General features: G+C 65.3%; 13 protein-coding genes and 4 pseudogenes. 4 read left to right on the forward strand and 13 right to left on the reverse strand.

Annotated features, from left to right (window positions below; genetic code table 11):
* Nucleotides 1-90: 90 nt before the first annotated feature.
* The 3 genes and pseudogenes from ispG to ACTGJ9_RS04430 form a co-directional block, all read right to left on the reverse strand.
* Nucleotides 91-1,373, reverse strand: a pseudogene (ispG, locus tag ACTGJ9_RS04420) (flavodoxin-dependent (E)-4-hydroxy-3-methylbut-2-enyl-diphosphate synthase).
* Nucleotides 1,374-1,385: 12 nt separating this feature from the next.
* Nucleotides 1,386-2,339: a DMT family transporter gene (locus ACTGJ9_RS04425; protein WP_456676085.1), complete on the reverse strand. Its 954-nt coding sequence runs from the start codon at nucleotides 2,337-2,339 to the stop codon at nucleotides 1,386-1,388.
* Between the two features lie 35 nt (nucleotides 2,340-2,374).
* Nucleotides 2,375-2,869, reverse strand: coding sequence for a Fur family transcriptional regulator (locus ACTGJ9_RS04430; RefSeq protein WP_456676086.1), 495 nt, complete (start codon nucleotides 2,867-2,869; stop codon nucleotides 2,375-2,377).
* Between the two features lie 156 nt (nucleotides 2,870-3,025).
* Between ACTGJ9_RS04430 and ACTGJ9_RS04435 the strand changes: the two genes are divergently transcribed.
* The 3 genes from ACTGJ9_RS04435 to ACTGJ9_RS04445 are packed head-to-tail and all read left to right on the forward strand — an operon-like array spanning nucleotide 3,026 to nucleotide 6,249.
* A complete protein-coding gene (locus ACTGJ9_RS04435) occupies nucleotides 3,026-3,508 on the forward strand; it encodes a MarR family winged helix-turn-helix transcriptional regulator (protein ID WP_456676087.1) in 483 nt (160 codons plus the stop codon).
* Nucleotides 3,501-4,688, forward strand: coding sequence for an HlyD family secretion protein (locus tag ACTGJ9_RS04440; protein ID WP_456676088.1), 1,188 nt, complete (start codon nucleotides 3,501-3,503; stop codon nucleotides 4,686-4,688). The genes ACTGJ9_RS04435 and ACTGJ9_RS04440 overlap by 8 nt, the downstream gene beginning before the upstream one ends.
* Nucleotides 4,689-4,692: 4 nt before the next feature.
* Nucleotides 4,693-6,249, forward strand: coding sequence for an MDR family MFS transporter (locus ACTGJ9_RS04445; protein ID WP_456676089.1), 1,557 nt, complete (start codon nucleotides 4,693-4,695; stop codon nucleotides 6,247-6,249).
* A 126-nt stretch (nucleotides 6,250-6,375) separates the two neighbouring features.
* On the opposite strand, the gene ACTGJ9_RS04450 is transcribed toward ACTGJ9_RS04445, so the two are convergent.
* The 5 genes and pseudogenes from ACTGJ9_RS04450 to pcaF form a co-directional block, all read right to left on the reverse strand.
* A complete protein-coding gene (locus ACTGJ9_RS04450) occupies nucleotides 6,376-7,437 on the reverse strand; it encodes a phosphotransferase (RefSeq protein ID WP_456676090.1) in 1,062 nt (353 codons plus the stop codon).
* Nucleotides 7,438-7,524: 87 nt separating this feature from the next.
* On the reverse strand, nucleotides 7,525-8,127 hold the full coding sequence (gene pcaG / locus ACTGJ9_RS04455) for a protocatechuate 3,4-dioxygenase subunit alpha (RefSeq protein ID WP_456676091.1): 603 nt from the start codon (nucleotides 8,125-8,127) through the stop codon (nucleotides 7,525-7,527).
* Nucleotide 8,128: 1 nt separating this feature from the next.
* Nucleotides 8,129-8,830 carry a protocatechuate 3,4-dioxygenase subunit beta gene (gene pcaH / locus ACTGJ9_RS04460; protein WP_456676092.1) on the reverse strand — a complete coding sequence of 234 codons (702 nt, stop codon included), beginning with the start codon at nucleotides 8,828-8,830 and terminating at the stop codon, nucleotides 8,129-8,131.
* A gap of 129 nt (nucleotides 8,831-8,959) precedes the next feature.
* Nucleotides 8,960-9,852 (reverse strand): annotated as a pseudogene (locus ACTGJ9_RS04465) (dioxygenase family protein).
* Between the two features lie 114 nt (nucleotides 9,853-9,966).
* Nucleotides 9,967-11,175 carry a 3-oxoadipyl-CoA thiolase gene (pcaF, locus tag ACTGJ9_RS04470; RefSeq protein ID WP_456676093.1) on the reverse strand — a complete coding sequence of 403 codons (1,209 nt, stop codon included), beginning with the start codon at nucleotides 11,173-11,175 and terminating at the stop codon, nucleotides 9,967-9,969.
* Nucleotides 11,176-11,512: 337 nt separating this feature from the next.
* On the opposite strand from pcaF, the pseudogene mutS reads away from it, so the two are divergent.
* Nucleotides 11,513-14,247, forward strand: a pseudogene (gene mutS / locus ACTGJ9_RS04475) (DNA mismatch repair protein MutS).
* A gap of 273 nt (nucleotides 14,248-14,520) precedes the next feature.
* Here mutS and ACTGJ9_RS04480 read toward each other — a convergent pair.
* The 5 genes and pseudogenes from ACTGJ9_RS04480 to ACTGJ9_RS04500 all read right to left on the reverse strand — a co-directional run bounded on the left by ACTGJ9_RS04480 (nucleotide 14,521) and on the right by ACTGJ9_RS04500 (nucleotide 19,137).
* Nucleotides 14,521-15,916: pseudogene (locus tag ACTGJ9_RS04480) on the reverse strand (IS1380 family transposase).
* Between the two features lie 93 nt (nucleotides 15,917-16,009).
* Entirely contained in the window at nucleotides 16,010-16,807 is a 798-nt protein-coding gene (locus tag ACTGJ9_RS04485) for a hypothetical protein (protein ID WP_456676094.1), read from the reverse strand.
* A 132-nt stretch (nucleotides 16,808-16,939) separates the two neighbouring features.
* Nucleotides 16,940-17,449: an OsmC family protein gene (locus ACTGJ9_RS04490; protein WP_456676095.1), complete on the reverse strand. Its 510-nt coding sequence runs from the start codon at nucleotides 17,447-17,449 to the stop codon at nucleotides 16,940-16,942.
* Between the two features lie 53 nt (nucleotides 17,450-17,502).
* Nucleotides 17,503-18,288 (reverse strand): ABC transporter ATP-binding protein, encoded by a 786-nt coding sequence (locus tag ACTGJ9_RS04495; RefSeq protein ID WP_456676096.1) that lies wholly within the window; start codon nucleotides 18,286-18,288, stop codon nucleotides 17,503-17,505.
* 3 nt (nucleotides 18,289-18,291) lie between these two features.
* On the reverse strand, nucleotides 18,292-19,137 hold the full coding sequence (locus tag ACTGJ9_RS04500; protein ID WP_456676097.1) for an ABC transporter permease: 846 nt from the start codon (nucleotides 19,135-19,137) through the stop codon (nucleotides 18,292-18,294).
* Nucleotides 19,138-19,224: the final 87 nt, after the last annotated feature.

A 19,224-nucleotide genomic window follows, 5' to 3' on the forward strand; every position in this document is an offset into this window, starting at 1 on the left:
ATCGTACACTCCTCTGCACAAACGGCTAGATTCTTGCCCAGTCTCTTCGCTCCATCCGGGCTACGCAGGCGCCGTAAAAGCAGAGTAAAACTACTCCGCCGCGGTCACCGGCGCCTTGGCGCCCTGGCCGTAACGCTGGTCGATGTAATCGATCACCAGCGCCTTGAAGTCGGCGGAGATCGTCGGCCCGCGCAACGTGCGGAACTTCTTGCCGTCGACGAAGACCGGCGCAGCCGGTGCTTCGCCGGTGCCGGGCAGGAGATACCGATGTTGGCGTGCTTGGATTCGCCGGGGCCGTTGACGATGCAGCCCATCACCGCGACGTTGAGCTCCTCGACGCCGGGATACTTGCTCTTCCAGTTCGGCATCTCGTCGCGGATGAAGTCCTGGATCGAGCGCGCCAGTTCCTGGAACGTGGTCGAGGTGGTGCGGCCGCAGCCGGGGCAGGCCGCAACCAGCGGCACGAAGGTGCGGAAGCCCATGGTCTGCAACAGCTCCTGGCCGACCTGCACCTCACGGGTGCGGTCGCCGCCGGGCTCCGGCGTCAGCGAGATGCGGATGGTGTCACCGATGCCCTGCTGCAGCAGGATGCCGAGCGCGGCCGAGGACGCCACGATACCCTTGGTGCCCATGCCGGCCTCGGTCAGGCCGAGATGGATGGCGTAGTCGGAACGGCTGGCGAGATCCTGATAGACCGCGATGAGATCCTGCACCGCCGAGACCTTTGCCGAGAGGATGATGCGATCCTTGGGCATGCCGAGCTCTTCGGCGCGCGCGGCCGAGAGCAGCGCCGACTGCACCATCGCCTCGCGCGTCACCGCGCGCACGTCACGCGGATTGGCGGACGCGGCGTTCTCGTCCATCAGCTTGGTCAGCAGCTCCTGGTCGAGCGAACCCCAATTGGCGCCGATGCGCACCGGCTTGCTGTTCTTGTTCGCGATCTCGATGATGTCGGCGAACTGGGTGTCGCGCTTGTCCTTGAAGCCGACATTGCCGGGATTGATGCGGTACTTGGCCAGCGCCTCGGCGCAGGCCGGATAAGCCGCAAGCAGCTTGTGGCCGATGTAATGGAAGTCGCCGATCAAGGGCGTGGTGATGCCGCGCTTGAGCAGGCCGTCGCGGATGTGCGGAACGGCGGCAGCGGCTTCCTCGCGGTCCACGGTGATGCGGACCATTTCGGAACCGGCGCGCGCGAGCGCTGCGACCTGGGCGATGGTGCCGTCGATGTCGGCGGTGTCGGTGTTGGTCATCGACTGCACGACGATCGGCGCACCGCCGCCGACGGCGACGTCGCCGACCTTGACCTGGGTGGTCCGGTGACGCGGCGCCGGGCCTGCGATATCGGAATCGAGGGGGTTTTCGAGCTTGTTCATGGGGTCCAAATATCAGGTTTTGGTGACGTTCAGCAATGCATCAGCTGGCGCCGCGGCCGTTTGGCTCGGACGGTTAACCAGAAAAAGCCCAGCAATGACAAGGACGGCAGCCGCCCCGAAGGCCAAGCTTAGGGTGTCGTGCATGATGAAATAGCTACCCACCACGCCAAACAAAGGGGTGATGAAGGTAAAAGCCGACAATTTGCTGGCCGAATAGGTCTTCACCAGCGCGAACCAAAGCGTGAACGTGGTTCCAACCACCCAGATCGCCTGGAAAGCCATCAGGGCGAACGACAGCGGCGACGGAGTGTGGGTGATGGATTCCCCGGCCAGCAGGGCAGCCGCCCCCAGGATCGGAATCGAGGTCGCGACCTGATAGCCCAGCGCCTTCTCCGGCGCAGCGAAGCGCAGCCGGGTGCCCTTGGCAACCAGCGTGGTCGCCGCCCAGAGCGACGCGCCAAGCACGATCATGAAATCACCGAGCAGAACGTGCGAATCGACATTGGCCTGCGGCACGCCGATCGCGAGCGCGACACCGGCGAAGCTCACCGCAAGGCCCAGCCATTGCGTGCTGCCGAGACGCTCGCCGAGCATCTGGTAGGAGCCGAGCGCGACAAAGAACGGCGCGGTGTAGAGAAACACCACCGCGCGTGACGCCGAGGTCAGGCGCAAGCCCTGGAAGATCAGCACGAACTCGATGCCGAACATCAGCCCGGCGATCAGCCCGGGCTTCCACGTGCCGTCACGCTCGAAGAATTTGACGCCGCGCAAGCTGCCGATGATGAACAGCACCGGCAGCGCGCCCATCGAGCGGATCATCGCCTGCAGCATCGGCGGAATGTCCGGCAGCACCAGCTTCACGGCGATCTGGTTGAAGGCCCAGGTCAGGCACAGCATGAGCATCAGGGCTATGGCGCCGGCACTGAGGGGGCGCGCGGCGGGCGGATTGGCTTGATGTGAGGACATGTCTTCCCGGGATCCGGCTTTGCGCCGTTGTTGCTTCAAGACGTTTTCTGACAATGGGTGCAGAGGCCCGTGATCTCGACGACGGACAGCTTTGGCGCGAAACCTGACGCGCGCGCCGCGGCATTGAGCTCCGTGGCGAACGACCCTGACGGGATCTCGCCGACGAGAGCGCAGCGCTCGCAGATCAGGAACGCGACCGCCGAGGTCGCGTCATGGTCGTGGGCGGCGCAGGCGAGATAGGCGTTGCGGCTTTCGATGCGGTGAACGAGGCCGTTCGCCATCAAAAAATCGAGAGCGCGGTAGACCGTGATCGGCGCCGGTCGCGCCATCGACTTGGCGAGCTCGTCGATCACCTCATAGGCCCCGAGCGGGCGATGGCTGGACAGCAGCGCACCCAGCACCTGGCGGCGTATCGGCGTGAATTTCTGCGCCCGCTGCTCGCAAACCGCTTCCGCATGCGCCAGCGCGTCCGCGGTGCAGCGGCCGTGATCGTGGTCGGGCGTCGGAAAGGCCGGCTTTGCGAGTGACATTCGGCCCGCCTTCTAGCATTTCGGCCGGGGAACCCAAAGCACGACCGGCGCCGCGGCGGTCAGCCATGCTTTTGCTGCGGGACAGCACCGCGTTCTTCCGCCATGAAATAATCATAAGCTTGCTTATTATATTCAAGCTCATTGGAGACAAAGCTTATGACCCGCGGGTCGGTCGACCAGAACTTCCTGTTCACGCTCGGCGAGCTCTACCGCCTGCTGCGCGTCTATGCCGACAAGGAGGCGTCGCGCTTCGGCATCACCCGCGCGCAATGGGCCGTGCTGGCCAAGGTCGAGCGCAGCGAGGGCATGAAGCAGTCGGAACTCGCCGAACTGCTGGAGATGCAGCCGATCACGCTGACGCGGCTTATCGACAAGCTCTGCGACAGCGACTGGATCGAGCGCCGCAACGACGCCTCGGACCGCCGCGTCAAGCGCCTCTATCTGAAGAAGGCCGGCCGCGCACTGCTCGGCAAGATGAGCGGCCTGAAATCGGAACTCACGGCAAACGCGCTCGACGGCATCAGCCCGGCGGACGCTCACCGTCTTCTCACCCAACTCGAAACCATCAAGGAAAACGTGCGTAACGCGATCCAGACCAGCGGAGCGGAACAAGCGCGTAAGGAGCAGCGCTATGGCTGATCAGGTTCTCAAATTCCAGCCCGAGCAGAAGATCGACAGCGGCAAGCCGACCAAGAAAGCCGGCACCGACCCGCGCCGCCGCTTCGTCGCCAGCCTGCGCCGCTATCGCCGCTTCCTGCTGATGGTGGTGCTGCCGATCGTGGCTGTCATCGCCGGCCTGACTTTCTATCTCAATGGCGGCCGCTATGTCGGCACCGACGACGCCTATGTCGGCGCACAGAAGGTGCTGGTGACGCCCGACATCTCCGGCAAGATCGAGAAGGTCGTCGTGAAAGAGGGCCAGCTGGTCAAGCAGGGCGACGTGCTGTTCGAGATCGACCCCGTGCCGTTCCAGCTCGCCGTGGATGAGGCTAAGGCCCAGCTCACGCAGGCCAAGTCGACCTATGACAACCTCGTTGCCAACATCAAGATCTACGGCGACATGCTCGATCTCGCCCAGAAGGGCGTCGACCTGAAGCAGCGCGACGTCGAGCGCAAGCAGGCGCTGGTCAAGAACAGCTACGGCTCGCAACTGGACCTCGACAATGCGGCGAACGCGCTGGTCACGTCGGGCTCGATCGCGCAATACGTCAAGCAGCAGATCTCGACCGCCAAGACTCAGCTGCTCGGTGATCCCGACTTGCCGCTGGAGAAATTCCCGGCCTATGCGCAGGCCAAGGCCAAGCTCGAGAATGCGGAACGCAATCTCGACCACGCCGTCGTGCGTGCGCCGATGAGCGGCGTGGCGACGCAGGTCGAGCAGATTCAGCTCGGCCGCTTCGTCGCCGCCGGCTCGCCGGTATTCTCGATCATCGATGTCGCCCATCCCTGGGTCGACGCCAATCCGAAGGAAAGCGATCTCACCTACGTCACCGAAGGCCAGCCTGTTACCCTCGAGGTCGACGCATTCCCGAACCACCTCTTCAAGGGCAAGATCGGTTCGCTCTCGCCCGGCACCGGCGCGCAGTTCGCGATCCTGCCGCCCCAGAACGCCACGGGCAACTTCGTCAAGGTGGTGCAGCGCGTGCCGATCCGCATCTATTTCGACGAGAGCGACAGATACGTGAAGAAGCTGAAGGCCGGCATGAGCGTGTACGCCACCATCGACACCGGCCACCAGCGCTCGCTTGCCGGTCTGCTCGGCCTGTCGGCGACGGCTGGCCAAGATAAAGATCAAGACAAAGATCAGGACAAGGACTGATCCGATGGCGGAGTCCAACCCCGCCCTGATGGTCCCCGGCCTGCGCCGGAACATGGTGACGATCTGCGCCATGACCGCGACCATCATGCAGGCGCTGGACACCACGATTGCCAACGTCGCCCTGCCCTATATGCAGGGCACGCTGTCGGCGTCGCAGGACCAGATCAACTGGGTGCTGACCTCCTACATCGTCGCTGCCGCCATCATGACGGCGCCGGTCGGCTGGATTTCCAACCGTTTCGGCCGCAAGCGCATCTTCATCATCTGCGCCGCCGGCTTCACCTTCGCCTCCGTGCTGTGCGGCCTCGCACAGGACATCAACCAGATGGTGCTGTTCCGGCTGCTGCAAGGCGTGTTCGGCGCAGCGCTGGTGCCGTTGTCGCAGTCGGTGATGCTCGACTATTACACGCTGCAGGAACGCGCCAAGGCGATGTCGATCTGGGGCATGGGCGTGATGATGGGGCCGATCATGGGCCCCTCGCTCGGCGCCTGGCTGACCGAGACCTATTCCTGGCACTGGGTGTTCTTCGTCAATCTGCCGTTCGGCGCGATCACCGTGCTTGGACTCAGCATCTTCATGGACGAGACCAAGCAGGATACCAGCCTCAAATTCGACTGGTTCGGCTTCGCGGCGCTGGCGATCGGAATTGGCGCGCTGCAGCTCGCGCTCGACCGCGGCGAGCAGCTCGACTGGTTCGAATCGGTCGAAATCCTGACCGAATTTGCCGTCTCCGCCGTCGCCTTCTACTATTTCTTCGCGCACTCCTTCACGACCGCGCGGCCATTCATCCAGTTCGCACTGTTCAAGGACCGCAACTTCCTCACCGGCTGCATCTTCATGACGGTGATGGGGCTGGTGCTGTACTCCACCATGGCGCTGGCCTCGCCCTACCTGCAGAACGTCATCGGCTATCCCATCATGACCGCGGGCGGCCTGCTCGCGAGCCGCGGCTTCGGCACCTTCTTCGCCATGATGATGGTTGGTCGCATCATGCGCTTCATCGAGGCGCGCACCCTGATCATCTCCGGCCTGACACTGACGGCGGCATCGCTGTTCCAGATGACCGGCTGGACCGACCAGACTCAGGTGCCGGAAATCATCATCGTCAGCGTGATCCAGGGCTTCGGCTTCGGCCTCGTCTTCGTGCCGCTCTCGACAGTGGCGTTCATGACGCTGCCGAACCATTTGCGCACCGACGGCACCTCGATGCTGACGTTGCTGCGCAACGTCGCGAGCTCGGTCGGCATCTCCATCGTCATCGCCCAGCTGACCCAAGGCACGCGCAAGACCTATGCGATCCTGTCCGAGCACATCAACCCGTTCAACCACGCCCTCCAGATGCCCGACGTGAGCGGCATGATCAACCTCTCCACCGACGCCGGCCGCGCCATGGCCGACCGCATCGTCGGCCTCCAGGCGCAGATCATCGCCTTCGCGCGCGATTACCAGCTCGTGATGTTCTTTATTCTTTGCACCATCCCGTTGGCACTGATGATCGGCTCGACCAAGGCCCTGCTGCGCAAGCAGACCGCAGCGCCGGAACATGCGGTGATGGAGTAGTTGTTCGGATACTGGCGCCTTATCGTCATTGCGAGCGCAGCGAAGCAATCCAGACCGCATCCGCCGAGGCAGTCTGGATTGCTTCGTCGCAAGTGCTCCTCGCAATGACAGCTTGCAGCACGAGCCCTACAACAACTCCTCGCAGCCGAGATCCTCGACCGCCATCATCACCCGCTCCAGATTATTCCACCAGATCAGCGGCGGGATGTTGATGGCCCATTGCCAGACTGGCTTGGTGATGTGCCAGAGCACCGACAAGCGGTAGTCACGATCGAGCGCGCCGCGCGTGTATCCCGTGATGCCGCTTGCGAGCAATGTCTCGTGATACAGATTGAGCAGCGAGCGTTCGAGCGCCTGCCGGCGTTCCGGATACCAATGAAGCGCCATCATGTAGGCGAGATCGTTGGTCGGGACGTTGATCCACCACAGGTCGAAATCGAAGATGCGCGCGGTACCGGCAACGCCGGTGCGCGGCAGGAGAAAATTCCAGGTATGGGCATCGCCATGGGTGATGCTGAGATGGCGGCGTGAATGGTAGCGCTCCGACAGCCGGGCCGACTGGTCGATCAGGCGCCGATAGAGAAGGCGCCGTTCTTCACTGAGGCGATCGCCGAGCAGATCGGCGAAACGGTCGTAATGGCCGGCAAAAGTCTCGATGTGCTGTGCGCTGTCTTCGGTGCTCACCCAGGTGCCGACGGTATCGCCAAGGCTCGGATGGTCCCACCAGGCCGCATGCCAACGCGCGAGGGTGGTCACGATCGCGACTGTTTGCTCACGCGACGGCGGCAACGGCCATTGCGTTGCGATCTCATGGCTATCGGTGAGATCTTCGAGCAGCAGATGCCAGGTCTGGCCCGCCTCGTCGAAACGTCCGTCGAAACAGCGCGGCACCAATCCCGGCGCCATGTTCGGTGCCAGCTTCGTATAGAAGGTCACCTCGTGCCGACCGCCATTGGCGAGCGTCTCGGCAAAATCCGCATGCGCCGTCTTGAGAATCAGCGATTGCGGCGCACCGGCTGATTCGCCGACATAGCGCAGGCCGAGCCGGGCGATGTGCGACACGACGGTGTCGCGCTCATGCAGCACCTTCACCTCGCGCACGGCGCCGGCGTCCAGCGCACCGGCCTTGCGCAGTGCAGCCGTCAGGTAAGCGGGCTCAGCGACCGCCGGCAGTTGCGTGGATGTCATGAAGCGCCCCCCGGTGCATGCAGCCATACTGCATGATCACTTGGGGAAGCGCCAGCCGCATCGGCCGCCTGACGCGGCGGCCCGGCCTCACACGTCGAAGAACACCGTCTCGTTGTCGCCCTGCAGGCGCAGATCGAGACGATAGACCGGCTTGCCGGTCTCGCGCGCCGCGATCAGCGTGGCGCGGCGGTCGGCCGGTACCAATCCCAGCACGGGATCGGCGGCGTTGCCCGCCTCGTCGCCGAAATAGATGCGGGTGTAGAGATGCCGCAGCATACCGCGCGCGAACACCGCCAGAACGATATGCGGTGCCTGCGGCTTGCCATCGGGATCGGGCACGACCCCCGGCTTGATGGTGTCGAAGGAATATTTGCCGTCCTTGTCGGTGCCGCAGCGGGCGAAGCCGCGGAAGCTGGCATTCGGCAATGCGCGCTTGTCCTGCGGATCGGCAAAGCGGCCCTGTGCATCGGCCTGCCAGAGCTCCAGCATGGCATCCGGCACGACGACGCCGTCGCCGTCAAACACCCGGCCCTCGATGCGGACGCGATCACCGGTGACATCGGGCGTCAGCGTCGAATTGGTGAACGCGTCGTTCCAGGCGTAATCGCCGGTCGGCGTCAGGCCGTATTTGAAGAATGGGCCGACCGTTTGCGACGGCGTGATCCCATTGGGCTTCACAGAATCCTGCACGTTAGTGGTTCTCCATGGGGGTGGCGTCCTTGCCGCGCAGCACGATGTCGAAGCGATAGCACAGCGCCCATTCCGGCTTCGTATTCTCCAGGTCGAACGACGAGACCATGCGCATCCGCGCCTTCTCGTCCGGCACCGAGTTGAAGATCGGATCGAACGGGAACAGCGGGTCGCCCGGGAAATACATCTGCGTCACCAGGCGGGTGACGAAGGAATGGCCGAACACCGAGAGGTGGATATGAGCCGGCCGCCAGGCATTGTGGTGATTGCCCCAGGGATAGGCGCCGGGCTTGATGGTGACGAAGCGATAGTAGCCGGCGGCATCGCTCACGGTGCGGCCCGCTCCGGTGAAGTTGGGATCGAGCGGCGCGGGATGCTGATCGCGGACATGGACGTAGCGGCCGCAGGCATTGGCCTGCCAGATCTCGACCAGGGAGTCCGGCACGCCGCGGCCGTCCTCGTCGCGGACATGTCCGTGCACGATGATGCGCTCGCCGAGCGGCTCGCTTTTGTGCTGGGTGGTGAGGTCGTTGTCGCCGTCACGCACGGTCTCGTGGCCATAGACCGGTCCGGTCAGTTCCGACAGCGTGTGGCGCATCGGGATCAAGGGCCTGCTCGGTGCGCGCTTGATCGAGCTCTTGTATTCGGGCGACAGCGGCAGCGGATGCGCCTTGTTGCTGTCGACGGGATAGATGAATGTCATGGGCGAACTCCTCCCCGGCCATTCTGGTCCGGCCGGTCAACGCTTGTGCCAATCATTATAGAACATAACTAATTTAGGGAAGCGGGTTTAGCGGCCTCCCGCGAACCCGACATGATCCGTCACGAGGCCTTACTTGATCGGTGCCCGCGGCAGGACGGCCTCTCCGGCCTCGAGCCGATAGGTGTGGTCGAGCGAATACCATGGCGTCGATACGTCAGGCGCGGCCGGATGCGGCGTCTCGTGGCGCACGAACTTGCCGATCAGCGCTTGTGTCACGCCGAACTGCACGTCGCTGTCGATATGGGGGTCATTGGGATCGTAGACCTGCGAGATCAGCACCTTGAATCCCGGTTTGACGATCAGGGCATGCAGATGCGCGGGGCGATAGGGGTGGCGGCTTTGCGCCTTCAGCAGCCGGCCGACCACGCCATCGGTAGGAATGGGATAGCCAACCATCATCACCGAGCGGAAGGCGAAGCGCCCATCCTGGTCGGTCGTGAACTTGCCGCGCAGGTTCATGTCGGCCTGCTCGGGGTCCTGGTTCTCATAGAGCCCGACCGGCGAGGCGTGCCAGATATCGACCTCCGCGCCGCCGACGGGGCGGCCGTCTCTGTCGACGACACGGCCGTTGACGAACAGCGGCGCGCCCGGTGTTTCGGAGCGGACGATTGATCCGCCATTCTCCACCCGCGGCGAGTTCAGCCGCCAGAATGGGCCGAGCAGCGACTGATCGGTTTCGGTATTGCCCTCATCGCCGTTGTTGAGGAGGCAGACCAGCGGCGAGACGCCGAGCGAACCCGCCATCAGCACGACTTCTTGTGCGTGTCCGTGGTCAGCTTGCCGAGTTCGGCGATAACAGCGGTGGCGTCGCGGAATTCCTTCTCGGTCAGGCGTACGTCACGGACGAAGCCGTGCAGATGCTTGACCAGCGAGACCATGATCTGCCGCATTCGCGGATCGGACGTCCGCTCCATCACCGCCAGTGCGGCGGCCGTGACGTCCTGCTCGCGCGCGATGATCATGGCATGATCCCTTCCCCGTCATTCCGGGGCCGCCCGCAGGGCTGAACCTGGATCTCGAGATCCGGATTCCGCTCTAAAGAGCGGCTCCGGGATGACGGTCCACTGGGTGGACCGTCAGTTCAGCTTCTCGATCGCAACGGCAACGCCTTGGCCTACGCCGACGCACATGGTGGCGAGGGCAAGCTTGCCGCCGCGCTTCTCCATGCCATGGACGGCGGTGAGCGCGAGGCGCGCGCCGCTCATGCCGAGGGGATGGCCGAGCGCGATGGCGCCGCCATGCGGATTGACGAAATCGGCGTCGTCGGCGACGCCGAGCTGGCGCATGCAGGCGATGCCCTGCGAGGCGAAAGCTTCATTGAGCTCGATCAGGTCGAAGTCGGTGATCTTCTTGCCCAGACGCTCCATCAGCTTGCGGGTCGCGGGCACGGGGCCAATGCCCATGATCCGCGGCGGCACGCCGGCCGAAGCGAGCCCGAGAATACGGGCGCGCGGCGTGAGGCCATGCTTCTTCACGGCAGCTTCCGACGCCAGGATCATCGCGGCCGCGCCGTCGTTGACGCCCGACGCATTGCCGGCCGTCACCGTGCCGGGGTTGCGCACGATCGGCTTCAGCTTGGCGAGGCCTTCGAGCGTGGTCTCGGGGCGCGGATGCTCGTCCTTGTCGACGGTAACAGGACCGGCCTTGCCGCCGGGAATGGTGATCGGGATGATCTCCTCGGCGAAATAGCCGGCTGCGATCGCCTTGCCGGCGCGCTGCTGCGAGCGGATGGCGAAGGCATCCTGGTCTGCGCGCGAGACTTGGAACTCCTCGGCGACGTTCTCGCCGGTCTCCGGCATCGCATCGACGCCATACTGCGCCTTGAGCAGCGGATTGATGAAGCGCCAGCCGATCGTGGTGTCGAATATCTCGGCCGAGCGCGAGAAGGCTTCCTGCGCCTTGCCCATCACGAACGGCGCGCGGGTCATGGATTCCACCCCGCCGGCGATCGCAAGCTCGATCTCGCCGGAGCGGATGGCGCGGCCGGCCGCACCGACCGCGTCGAGGCCGGAGGCGCAAAGCCGGTTCAGGGTCTGGCCGGGAACCGAGTCCGGGAGCCCCGCGAGCAACAGCGCCATGCGCGCAACGTTGCGGTTGTCCTCGCCGGCCTGGTTGGCGCAGCCGAAGAAAACTTCGTCGACCTGCGCCCAATCGAGATTGGGGTGCTTGGCCATCAGCGCCTTGATCGGGGCCGCCGCGAGATCGTCGGCGCGCACCTTGGCGAGCGAGCCGCCGAAACGGCCGATCGGGGTCCGCACGGCATCGCAGATAAAGACGTCACGCATCGTTGTTCTCCCTGACTGCCGCGGTTCGGCCAGAATTCTTCAATGACGGCGGAGTTTTAGGAGGGCGCCCGCGGCAGGTCAATTGACGGTTTGGGGGCGGCATATTTGACTGAATGCCATGAAACTCGGCCGTCATTCCGGGGCGCTCGGAGAGCGAGCCCGGAATCCATAACCATGAGCCGGGATTATGGATTCCGGGCCTGCGCCTGGCGGCGCATCCCGGAATGACAACGGAAAATGTGGCAGCCGCTTGCGCAACACGGACAACGTGGAAAACCTCCCCTCGCCGGCCAAACCGGTAGGATGGGCGGGTGAAATTTTGTAGGTTGCGCCGCTCATGACGATGCAACAGCCCATCCCTGTACCGCCTCCCGACGACATGCCCGCGCCGCTGGCGGAGGCCGCCGCGCGCGTCACGCCGATGATGGAACAGTACCTGGAGATCAAGGCGGCACATCAGGCCTGCTGCTGTTCTACCGGATGGGCGATTTCTACGAGCTGTTCTTCGAGGACGCCGAGATCGCCTCGAAGACGCTCGGCATCGTGCTGACCAAGCGCGGCAAGCACCAGGGCGCCGACATCCCGATGTGCGGCGTGCCGGTGGAACGCTCCGAGGATTATCTGCATCGCCTGATCAGCGCCGGCCACCGGGTTGCGGTCTGCGAGCAGACCGAGGATCCCGCCGCTGCGAAAGCGCGCGGCAACAAGAGCGTGGTGCGCCGCGGCGTTGTCCGGCTGGTGACGCCGGGCACGCTGACGGAAGACACGCTGCTCGATGCGCGCGCCAACAACTATCTGCTCGCGATTGCGCGAGCGCGCTCGTCGGCCGGCGGCGACCGATTTGGCCTCGCCTGGATCGATATCTCGACCGCCGAATTCACAGTCACGGAATGCTCTAGCGGGAGCTCGCCGCGACGCTGGCGCGCATCAATCCAAACGAGGCGATCGTCACCGACGCGCTTTATAGCGACAACGAGCTCGGCCAAACCTTGCGCGAACTGCCGGCGGTCACGCCGGTGACCCGCGACATCTTCGATGGCGCCACCGCGGAGAAGCGGCTCTGCGACTATTTTGCGGTCGCGACCATGGATGGGCTGGCGCAGCTCTCCCGGCTGGAGGCGACCGCTGCTGCCGCCGCCGTCAGCTATGTCGACCGCACCCAGGTCGGCAAGCACCCGCCGCTGTCGCCGCCCGCGCGCGAAGCCTCCGGCGCGACCATGGCGATCGATCCGGCGACGCGGGCCAATCTCGAACTGACGCGGACGCTCGCCGGCGAACGCCGCGGCTCGCTGCTCGATGCGATCGACTGCACGGTGACGTCGGCCGGCTCGCGCCTGCTGGCACAGCGGCTCGCGGCGCCCTTGACCGATGCGCCGGCGATCGCGCGGCGGCTCGATGCCGTCAGCGCCTTCGTCGCGGATTCGGCCACGCGCGAGGACATCCGCAGCATCTTGCGCGGCGCGCCCGACATGTCGCGCGCGCTCGCCCGTCTGTCGGTCGGCCGCGGCGGGCCGCGCGACCTGCAGGTCTGCGCGATGGCATCATCGCCGCCGACCAGGTGCTGGCGCGGCTTTCCGAACTGGACCAGCCGCCGCACGAGATCGCCGCCGTGATGGTCGCGCTGAGGCGTCCTCGCGGGAGCTCGCGGCCGAATTTGCAAGCGCGCTCGACGAGCAGCTGCCGCTGATCAAGCGCGATGGCGGCTTCGTTCGTGCCGGTTACGAGCCGGCCCTGGATGAAGCGCGAAACCTGCGCGACGCCTCGCGCCTCGTGGTCGCCTCGATGCAGGCTCGCTACGCCGACAACACGGGCGTCAAGGGCCTCAAGATCCGCCACAACAACGTGCTCGGCTATTTCGTCGAGGTCACCGCGCAGCACGGTGACAAGCTGATGTCGGCGCCGCTGAACGCGACTTTCATCCATCGCCAGACGCTGGCCGGCCAGGTGCGCTTCACGACGTCCGAGCTGGGCGAGATCGAAGCCAAGATCGCAAATGCCGGCGACCGCGCGCTTGGGCTCGAGCTCGAAATCTTCGAGCGGCTCTGCGCCAAGGCGATCGAGATCAGCGACGATCTGCGCGCGGCGGCGCAGGGCTTTGCGCTGCTCGATGTTGCGACGTCGCTGGCCAAGCTCGCGGTCGATGAGAACTATGTGCGGCCCGAGGTCGATGGCTCGCTCGGCTTTGCCATCGAGGCCGGCCGCCATCCCGTGGTCGAGCAGGCCCTGAAGCGCAACGGCGAGCCGTTCATCGCCAACGCCTGCGATCTGTCACCAGCACCTGCGCAAAAATCCGGTCAGCTCTGGCTGCTCACCGGCCCGAACATGGCGGGTAAATCGACCTTCCTGCGCCAGAACGCATTGATTGCGCTGCTGACGCAGATCGGCAGCTTCGTGCCGGCCACGCGCGCGCGGATCGGCATCATCGACCGCCTGTTCTCGCGCGTCGGCGCCGCCGACGATCTCGCCCGCGGCCGCTCGACCTTCATGGTGGAGATGGTCGAGACCGCTGCGATCCTCAATCAGGCCGGCGAGCGCGCGCTGGTGATCCTCGACGAGATCGGCCGCGGCACTGCGACCTTCGACGGTCTCTCCATTGCCTGGGCCGCGATCGAGCATCTGCACGAAAGCAACCGCTGCCGCACGCTGTTCGCGACGCATTATCACGAGCTGACCGCGCTCTCGGCAAAACTGCCGCGCATGTTCAATGCGACCGTGCGGGTGAAGGAGTGGCAGGGCAATGTCGTGTTCCTGCACGAGGTGCTGCCGGGCTCGGCCGACCGCTCCTACGGCATCCAGGTCGCAAAGCTCGCAGGCCTGCCACCGGCCGTGATCACGCGCGCGAAATCGGTGCTGGCAAAGTTAGAGGCACAAGACCGCGGCCAGACCGCCCGCGCGCTCGCCGACGATCTGCCGCTGTTCGCCGTCCCCTCACGCGCCGCCGCCGAAGCCGCGCCGCCGACCGAGGCGGAGCTATTGATGGACGCCGTCAAGGCACTGCACCCCGACGAGATGTCGCCGCGCGAGGCGCTGGATGCGCTGTATGCGTTGAAGGCCAAGCTGCCGAAGCAATAGCGGGGGCTTCCGCAATCGTCATTGCGAGCGAAGCGAAGCAATCCAGATCTTTCCGCAGAGGCAGCCTAGATTGCTTCGTCGCTTCGCTCCTCGCGATGACGGAGGCTAGCCCGCATTTCTCACACGACCGATTGCTCAGCGACGGAGGATAGGAGGATTTGGCAAGGCAACGGGGAGCCGTGGCGCTGAAGGCGCAGCCGGCGATTTGGTTTTGAATGTCTCCGTTGGGCCTGTTGGTGATGCCGCCGATTGAGCGCGTCGCAGCGTCGCGTGTCAGGCCGGCGAGGCGCGAGCCTTGGCGGCTTCGGCCAGGCGACGAGCCGCGTGTCCCCACGGCTGAGCGGCTGGGCAGGCCGAGGCCATGGCGATCCTGATGCGGCGGACGCTGATGCGCACCAGTGCGCCGATCTTGAGGAGCTTGAGGCGGATGGTGCCGCAGGTGGCGTCCGCAAGGTGGTTTCGGCAAGGCCGATGCGCCGCAGGGCACAGATCAGCACATAGGCCATCGAGGCGAACCACAGCCGCAGCTGGTTGGCGCGCATGGTGGCGGCCGAGGTGCGGTCGGCGTAGAGATCGAGCTGGCACTCCTTGATGCGGTTCTCCATGTCGCCGCGGGCGCAGTAGATGTCCTCATAGAGCTGCCGCACGCCCGCCGCGCTGCGCTTGAGCGAGGTGACGACGAAGCGCGGATTGGCCTCGCCTTGCGTCCACTCCGCCTTGGCGACGACGCGGCGCTCCTGGCTCCAGGTGTCGCGCGTACGCCATTGGAAGTCCTTGAAGCGGCGTGCCGGGTGGCCGGTCGTCTCGGCTGTGGCTCTCGCCGCGGCGAGCTCCTCCTCGATCATGGCGACCAGGCGCGTGTTGCGGGCGAGCCCGAACAGATAATCCACGCGGTTTTGCTCACACCACGCCATCAGCGCCTCGCGCGCAAAGCCACTGTCGGCGCGCAGCACGATGCGCACGAACGGCCAGCGGGCGCGGATTTGCCGGACAATCCGCGCGATCTCCGCGACACTGCCTGCGCTGGCATCGATGTCGGCGCGCCGCAGCTTGGCCGCCAGCAGATGCCGGCCGCAGAACACGTACAGCGGCAGATAGCAGTAGCAGTCGTAATAGCCGTGGAAGAAGCGCCCCTCCTGATGCCCGTGCAGAGGATCGTCGGTGGCGTCGAGATCGAGGATGATCTGCGGCGGCGGTCGCTTGTGCGCCTCCAGGAACAGCGTCACCGGCAACGCCTCGATCGCCGCCGCGTCGTAGGCGATCTTGTGATAGCGCGAAGGTTCCTCCGGCCCAGTTCCAGCCGGTTCAGCGTCGACTTGCCGGCCACCGGTGCGCAGTCCTCGCGCCTGGCAACAAGCTTGCCCGCCAGCACCGCCATCAGCGGGTCGTGCCGCAACTCGTCGTGATCGTTGATGTCTTCGTAGCCAAGTGCGATGCCAAAGACCCGCTGTCCGACCAACGTTCCGACTGCGTGCTCGATCAAGTCCACCCGGCGATGATCGCGAAAGCAATCGGCAAAGCGCCCCACCAGATCAATCGCCCGATCAGACGCGCCCAGCAGCAGCGCGCCCGCATCCGACGTCACCAGGCCACCATCAAAAGCCGCTTCCACGATGCGGCCTTCCACCTCTCCAAAATCAAACCGTTCTGCGCTACACTGTGCCGGCATCGGGGCATTCCCTGAATCACCGCGAAGTCCTTCTCGCAAAAGAACTTTCGCTGATTCGCGCCCCGATGCGCCTCAACACTGGAGAAATGCGGGCTAGCGCGCCAGCGGCTTCCGTCGCCCGTTCCACCACAATGTTAAATTCCACACGATGCAGGTCGTGAGCGCGAGGCCGAGGCCGATGGCGGAGCCGAAGTTCTCGGCACCGACATGCAGCACCGCAATCGCCATGCCGAAGCCAAGCAGTCCCCAGGCCGAGTTCGCGAGCACGGCGGCGGTCGGCGGACCGCCAATGCGCGGATGCAGGATCACCATCATGCTGGTGAAGACGATCGGATAGAGCGCGATGACGCCGGAGACGCGCGGGCCGACCCAGCCCGAGGTCGAGACCACGATCGCGACCAGCGTCGCGACCAACAAGGCGCGGAACGGAATGTCGTACCAGCGGCGCGTCACCAGCGGCATCTTGACGTGGCGGTACCGTGCAAGCAGCGGAATGCAGATGCCGAAGGCCATCAGGTTGACGGCGAGCCCGGCCGCGAGCGTCCAGTCGAACAGGCGAATGACCGAGGCGAGACCGATCCACACTGCGACCGCACACCCGACGCTCACGGCAAAGCTGTGCCGCTGGGCCAGCACGACATAGGTCAACTCAAGGAAGATCGTCGCGGCGTTGACGGGAAGGCTCGACAACGCGCCCTGCGCGATGAAGGCGGCGTCGTGGTCGATCGCGAGGAAGACGTAGGACGGGCCCGCCGAGATCGGCAGCGTCGCCACCAGCGCACCAATCACCGGGCCGGAGCGCTCGGTGATAACAGACGCCGACACCACAAAGGCGGCCGCAACCGCCATGCGCAGGAAAAGAAAGAGGATGTAAGACAGTTCGGCAGGCATTCAATCCGTCGTCCCGGCGCAGGCCCGGGATCCATAACCGCGACTATTCGTTGGGAGCGAAAGTCGTCAGGCAGCAAATGCTTCAATCGATGGGACGCGGCGTATGGGTCGCGGCTTTCGCCGGGACGACACCTAAACCCGCTGCATCGACACCGAAATCTTGGGGCCGTTCTTGATGGTCTGATAGACCACGCAATAACGCTCGGTGAGCTTGAGCAGCAGATCGAGCTTGTCCTGGGTGGCGTCGGTATCGACCTCGAAGCGCAGGCGGATCTCGGCGAAGCCGACCGGCGCCTCCTTGTCGACGCCGAGCGTGCCGCGAAAATCGAGATCGCCCTCGGCGTAGACGTTACCGGTCTTGAGCGGCACGTCGATCGCGGTCGCGACCGACTTCAGCGTGACGCCGGCGCAGGCCACAAGCGCTTCCAGCAGCATGTCTCCGGAGCAAAGCTCGAGGCCGGAGCCGCCGGTGGCCGGATGCAGGCCAGCCATCGCGATGGCGCGGCCGGTCTCGACCTTGCAGGCGATGCCTTCGCTGTCGGTCGAGCCCTTGGCCTTCAGCGTGATCATCGCGGTCTTCGGATCGGTCTTGTAGCGTTCCTTGATCGGGGCCTGCATCTGGCGCAGTTCTGCGGCGTCCATCTTGTTCTCTCCCGGAAAATTGCCCCTCGATGTACCGGCTCACAGAGAAAATGTCACCACCACATGGCCTGACCGGGACCCTGGGTTGCGTCCCGGTCGGGCACGTTGCGATCGAGCGAACGGTCGAGCGATGTCAGCACGCTGCGTTTGAAATTCTCGAACAGCGGCGAATTGCGGTCGCGCGGCCGGCCCAGATTGATCTCGATCTGGTCGAAGAGCCGGCCCGGCCGCGGCCGCATCACCAGCACGCGGTCGGCCAGCACCACCGCCTCGTCGACGTCATGCGTGACGAGGATCAGGGTCGGGCGCGTGTCGGCCCAGAGGTCGAGCAGATGATCCTGCAGGTCGCGGCGAGTGAAGGCGTCGAGCGCGGAGAACGGCTCGTCGAGCAGGAGCACCTCGGGCTGCGGCACCAGCGCCCGCGCAATCGCGACGCGCTGCGCCTGCCCGCCGGAGAGCTCGCGCGGCCAGGCCTGCGCCTTGTCGGCGAGGCCGACGCGGGCGAGCGCACGCGCCACCTTCTCGCGCCGCTCAGCGGCAGGCAGATCGGCGAGCCCAAAACCGATATTGTCGGCGACGCTGAGCCAGGGCAGCAGCCGCGGCTCCTGGAAGATGATGCCGATCTTGGCGTGCGGCGAGGCGATCGCTTCGTTGTCGAGCGTCACCGTGCCGGAACTGGCGCGGTCGAGGCCGGCGATGGCGCGGAGCAATGTTGATTTGCCGCAACCGGAGCCGCCGATGATGGCGACGATCTCGCCCTGCCTGATCTCGGCCGAGAAACGCGCCAGCGCCTGCACGCCGTTGGGATAGGTCTTGCCGACCCGGTCGAGCGCCAGCATCGCCTAAGTTCCCTTGGTGCGCCCGAAGGCGTCCTGCCAGCGCAGGAAGGGTGCGGCTCCAACCTCGATCAGCCAGTCGGTGAGCTTGCCGAGGATGGCGAAGATCACGATCGCGGCGAGGATCTGCGCCGGCTTGCCGAGCTGCTGGCCGTCGAGCAGGAGATAGCCGAGGCCTTCGGACGCGCCGATCAATTCCGCCGCCACCACGAACATCCAGCCGAGACCGAGGCCGACGCGCAAGGACACGACGTAAGCCGGCAGCACCGCGGGCAGCAGGATGCGGCGGATCATCGCAAACCCGGACAGGCGGAAGGTGCGGCCGACCTCGACGATCTTGCGGTCCACCGACAGGATCGCGCCCATCACGCCGAGATAGACCGGGAAGAACACGCCGACCGCGATCAATACGATCTTGGATGTCTCGAAGATGCCGAGCCAGAGGATGAACAGCGGCACCCAGGCCAGCGACGGAATTGCACGCAGCGCCTGCACGGTCGGGTCGAGCAGCCGCCGCGCCAGCGACCAATAGCCGGAGATGGCGCCGAGCAGCGTGCCCGCGATGACACCGAACGCGAAGCCGAGACCGACGCGCCACAGCGTCGCGGCGATGTGGCGGATCAGCTCGCCGGAGCGGGCGAGATCGGCGATGGTGGCGAAGACGCGCGAGGGCGGCGGCACCAGCCGGCCGTTGGACCAGCCCAGCCAGACGACGAGCTCCCAGCCCAGCGCGAGGATCAACGGCAGGAGCAGCCCCAGCATCGGCCGCGTATAGCGCGACAGCCGCGAGGGCGCCGCGGCGCTCTCGGCCGGTTCCGAAGATTGCTGCAAAACTGGCGCGTCGGAGATCATGGCCGGTAGGAAGCGCGTCTCACGCCGGAATGCAACAGTGTTGCCAAGCCCACGACCGTCGTCCCGGGCAGGCGCGCCTGAAGCGCA

This window comes from Bradyrhizobium sp. RDM12 (assembly GCF_051917485.1).
In the GTDB taxonomy this organism is placed as follows: domain Bacteria; phylum Pseudomonadota; class Alphaproteobacteria; order Rhizobiales; family Xanthobacteraceae; genus Bradyrhizobium.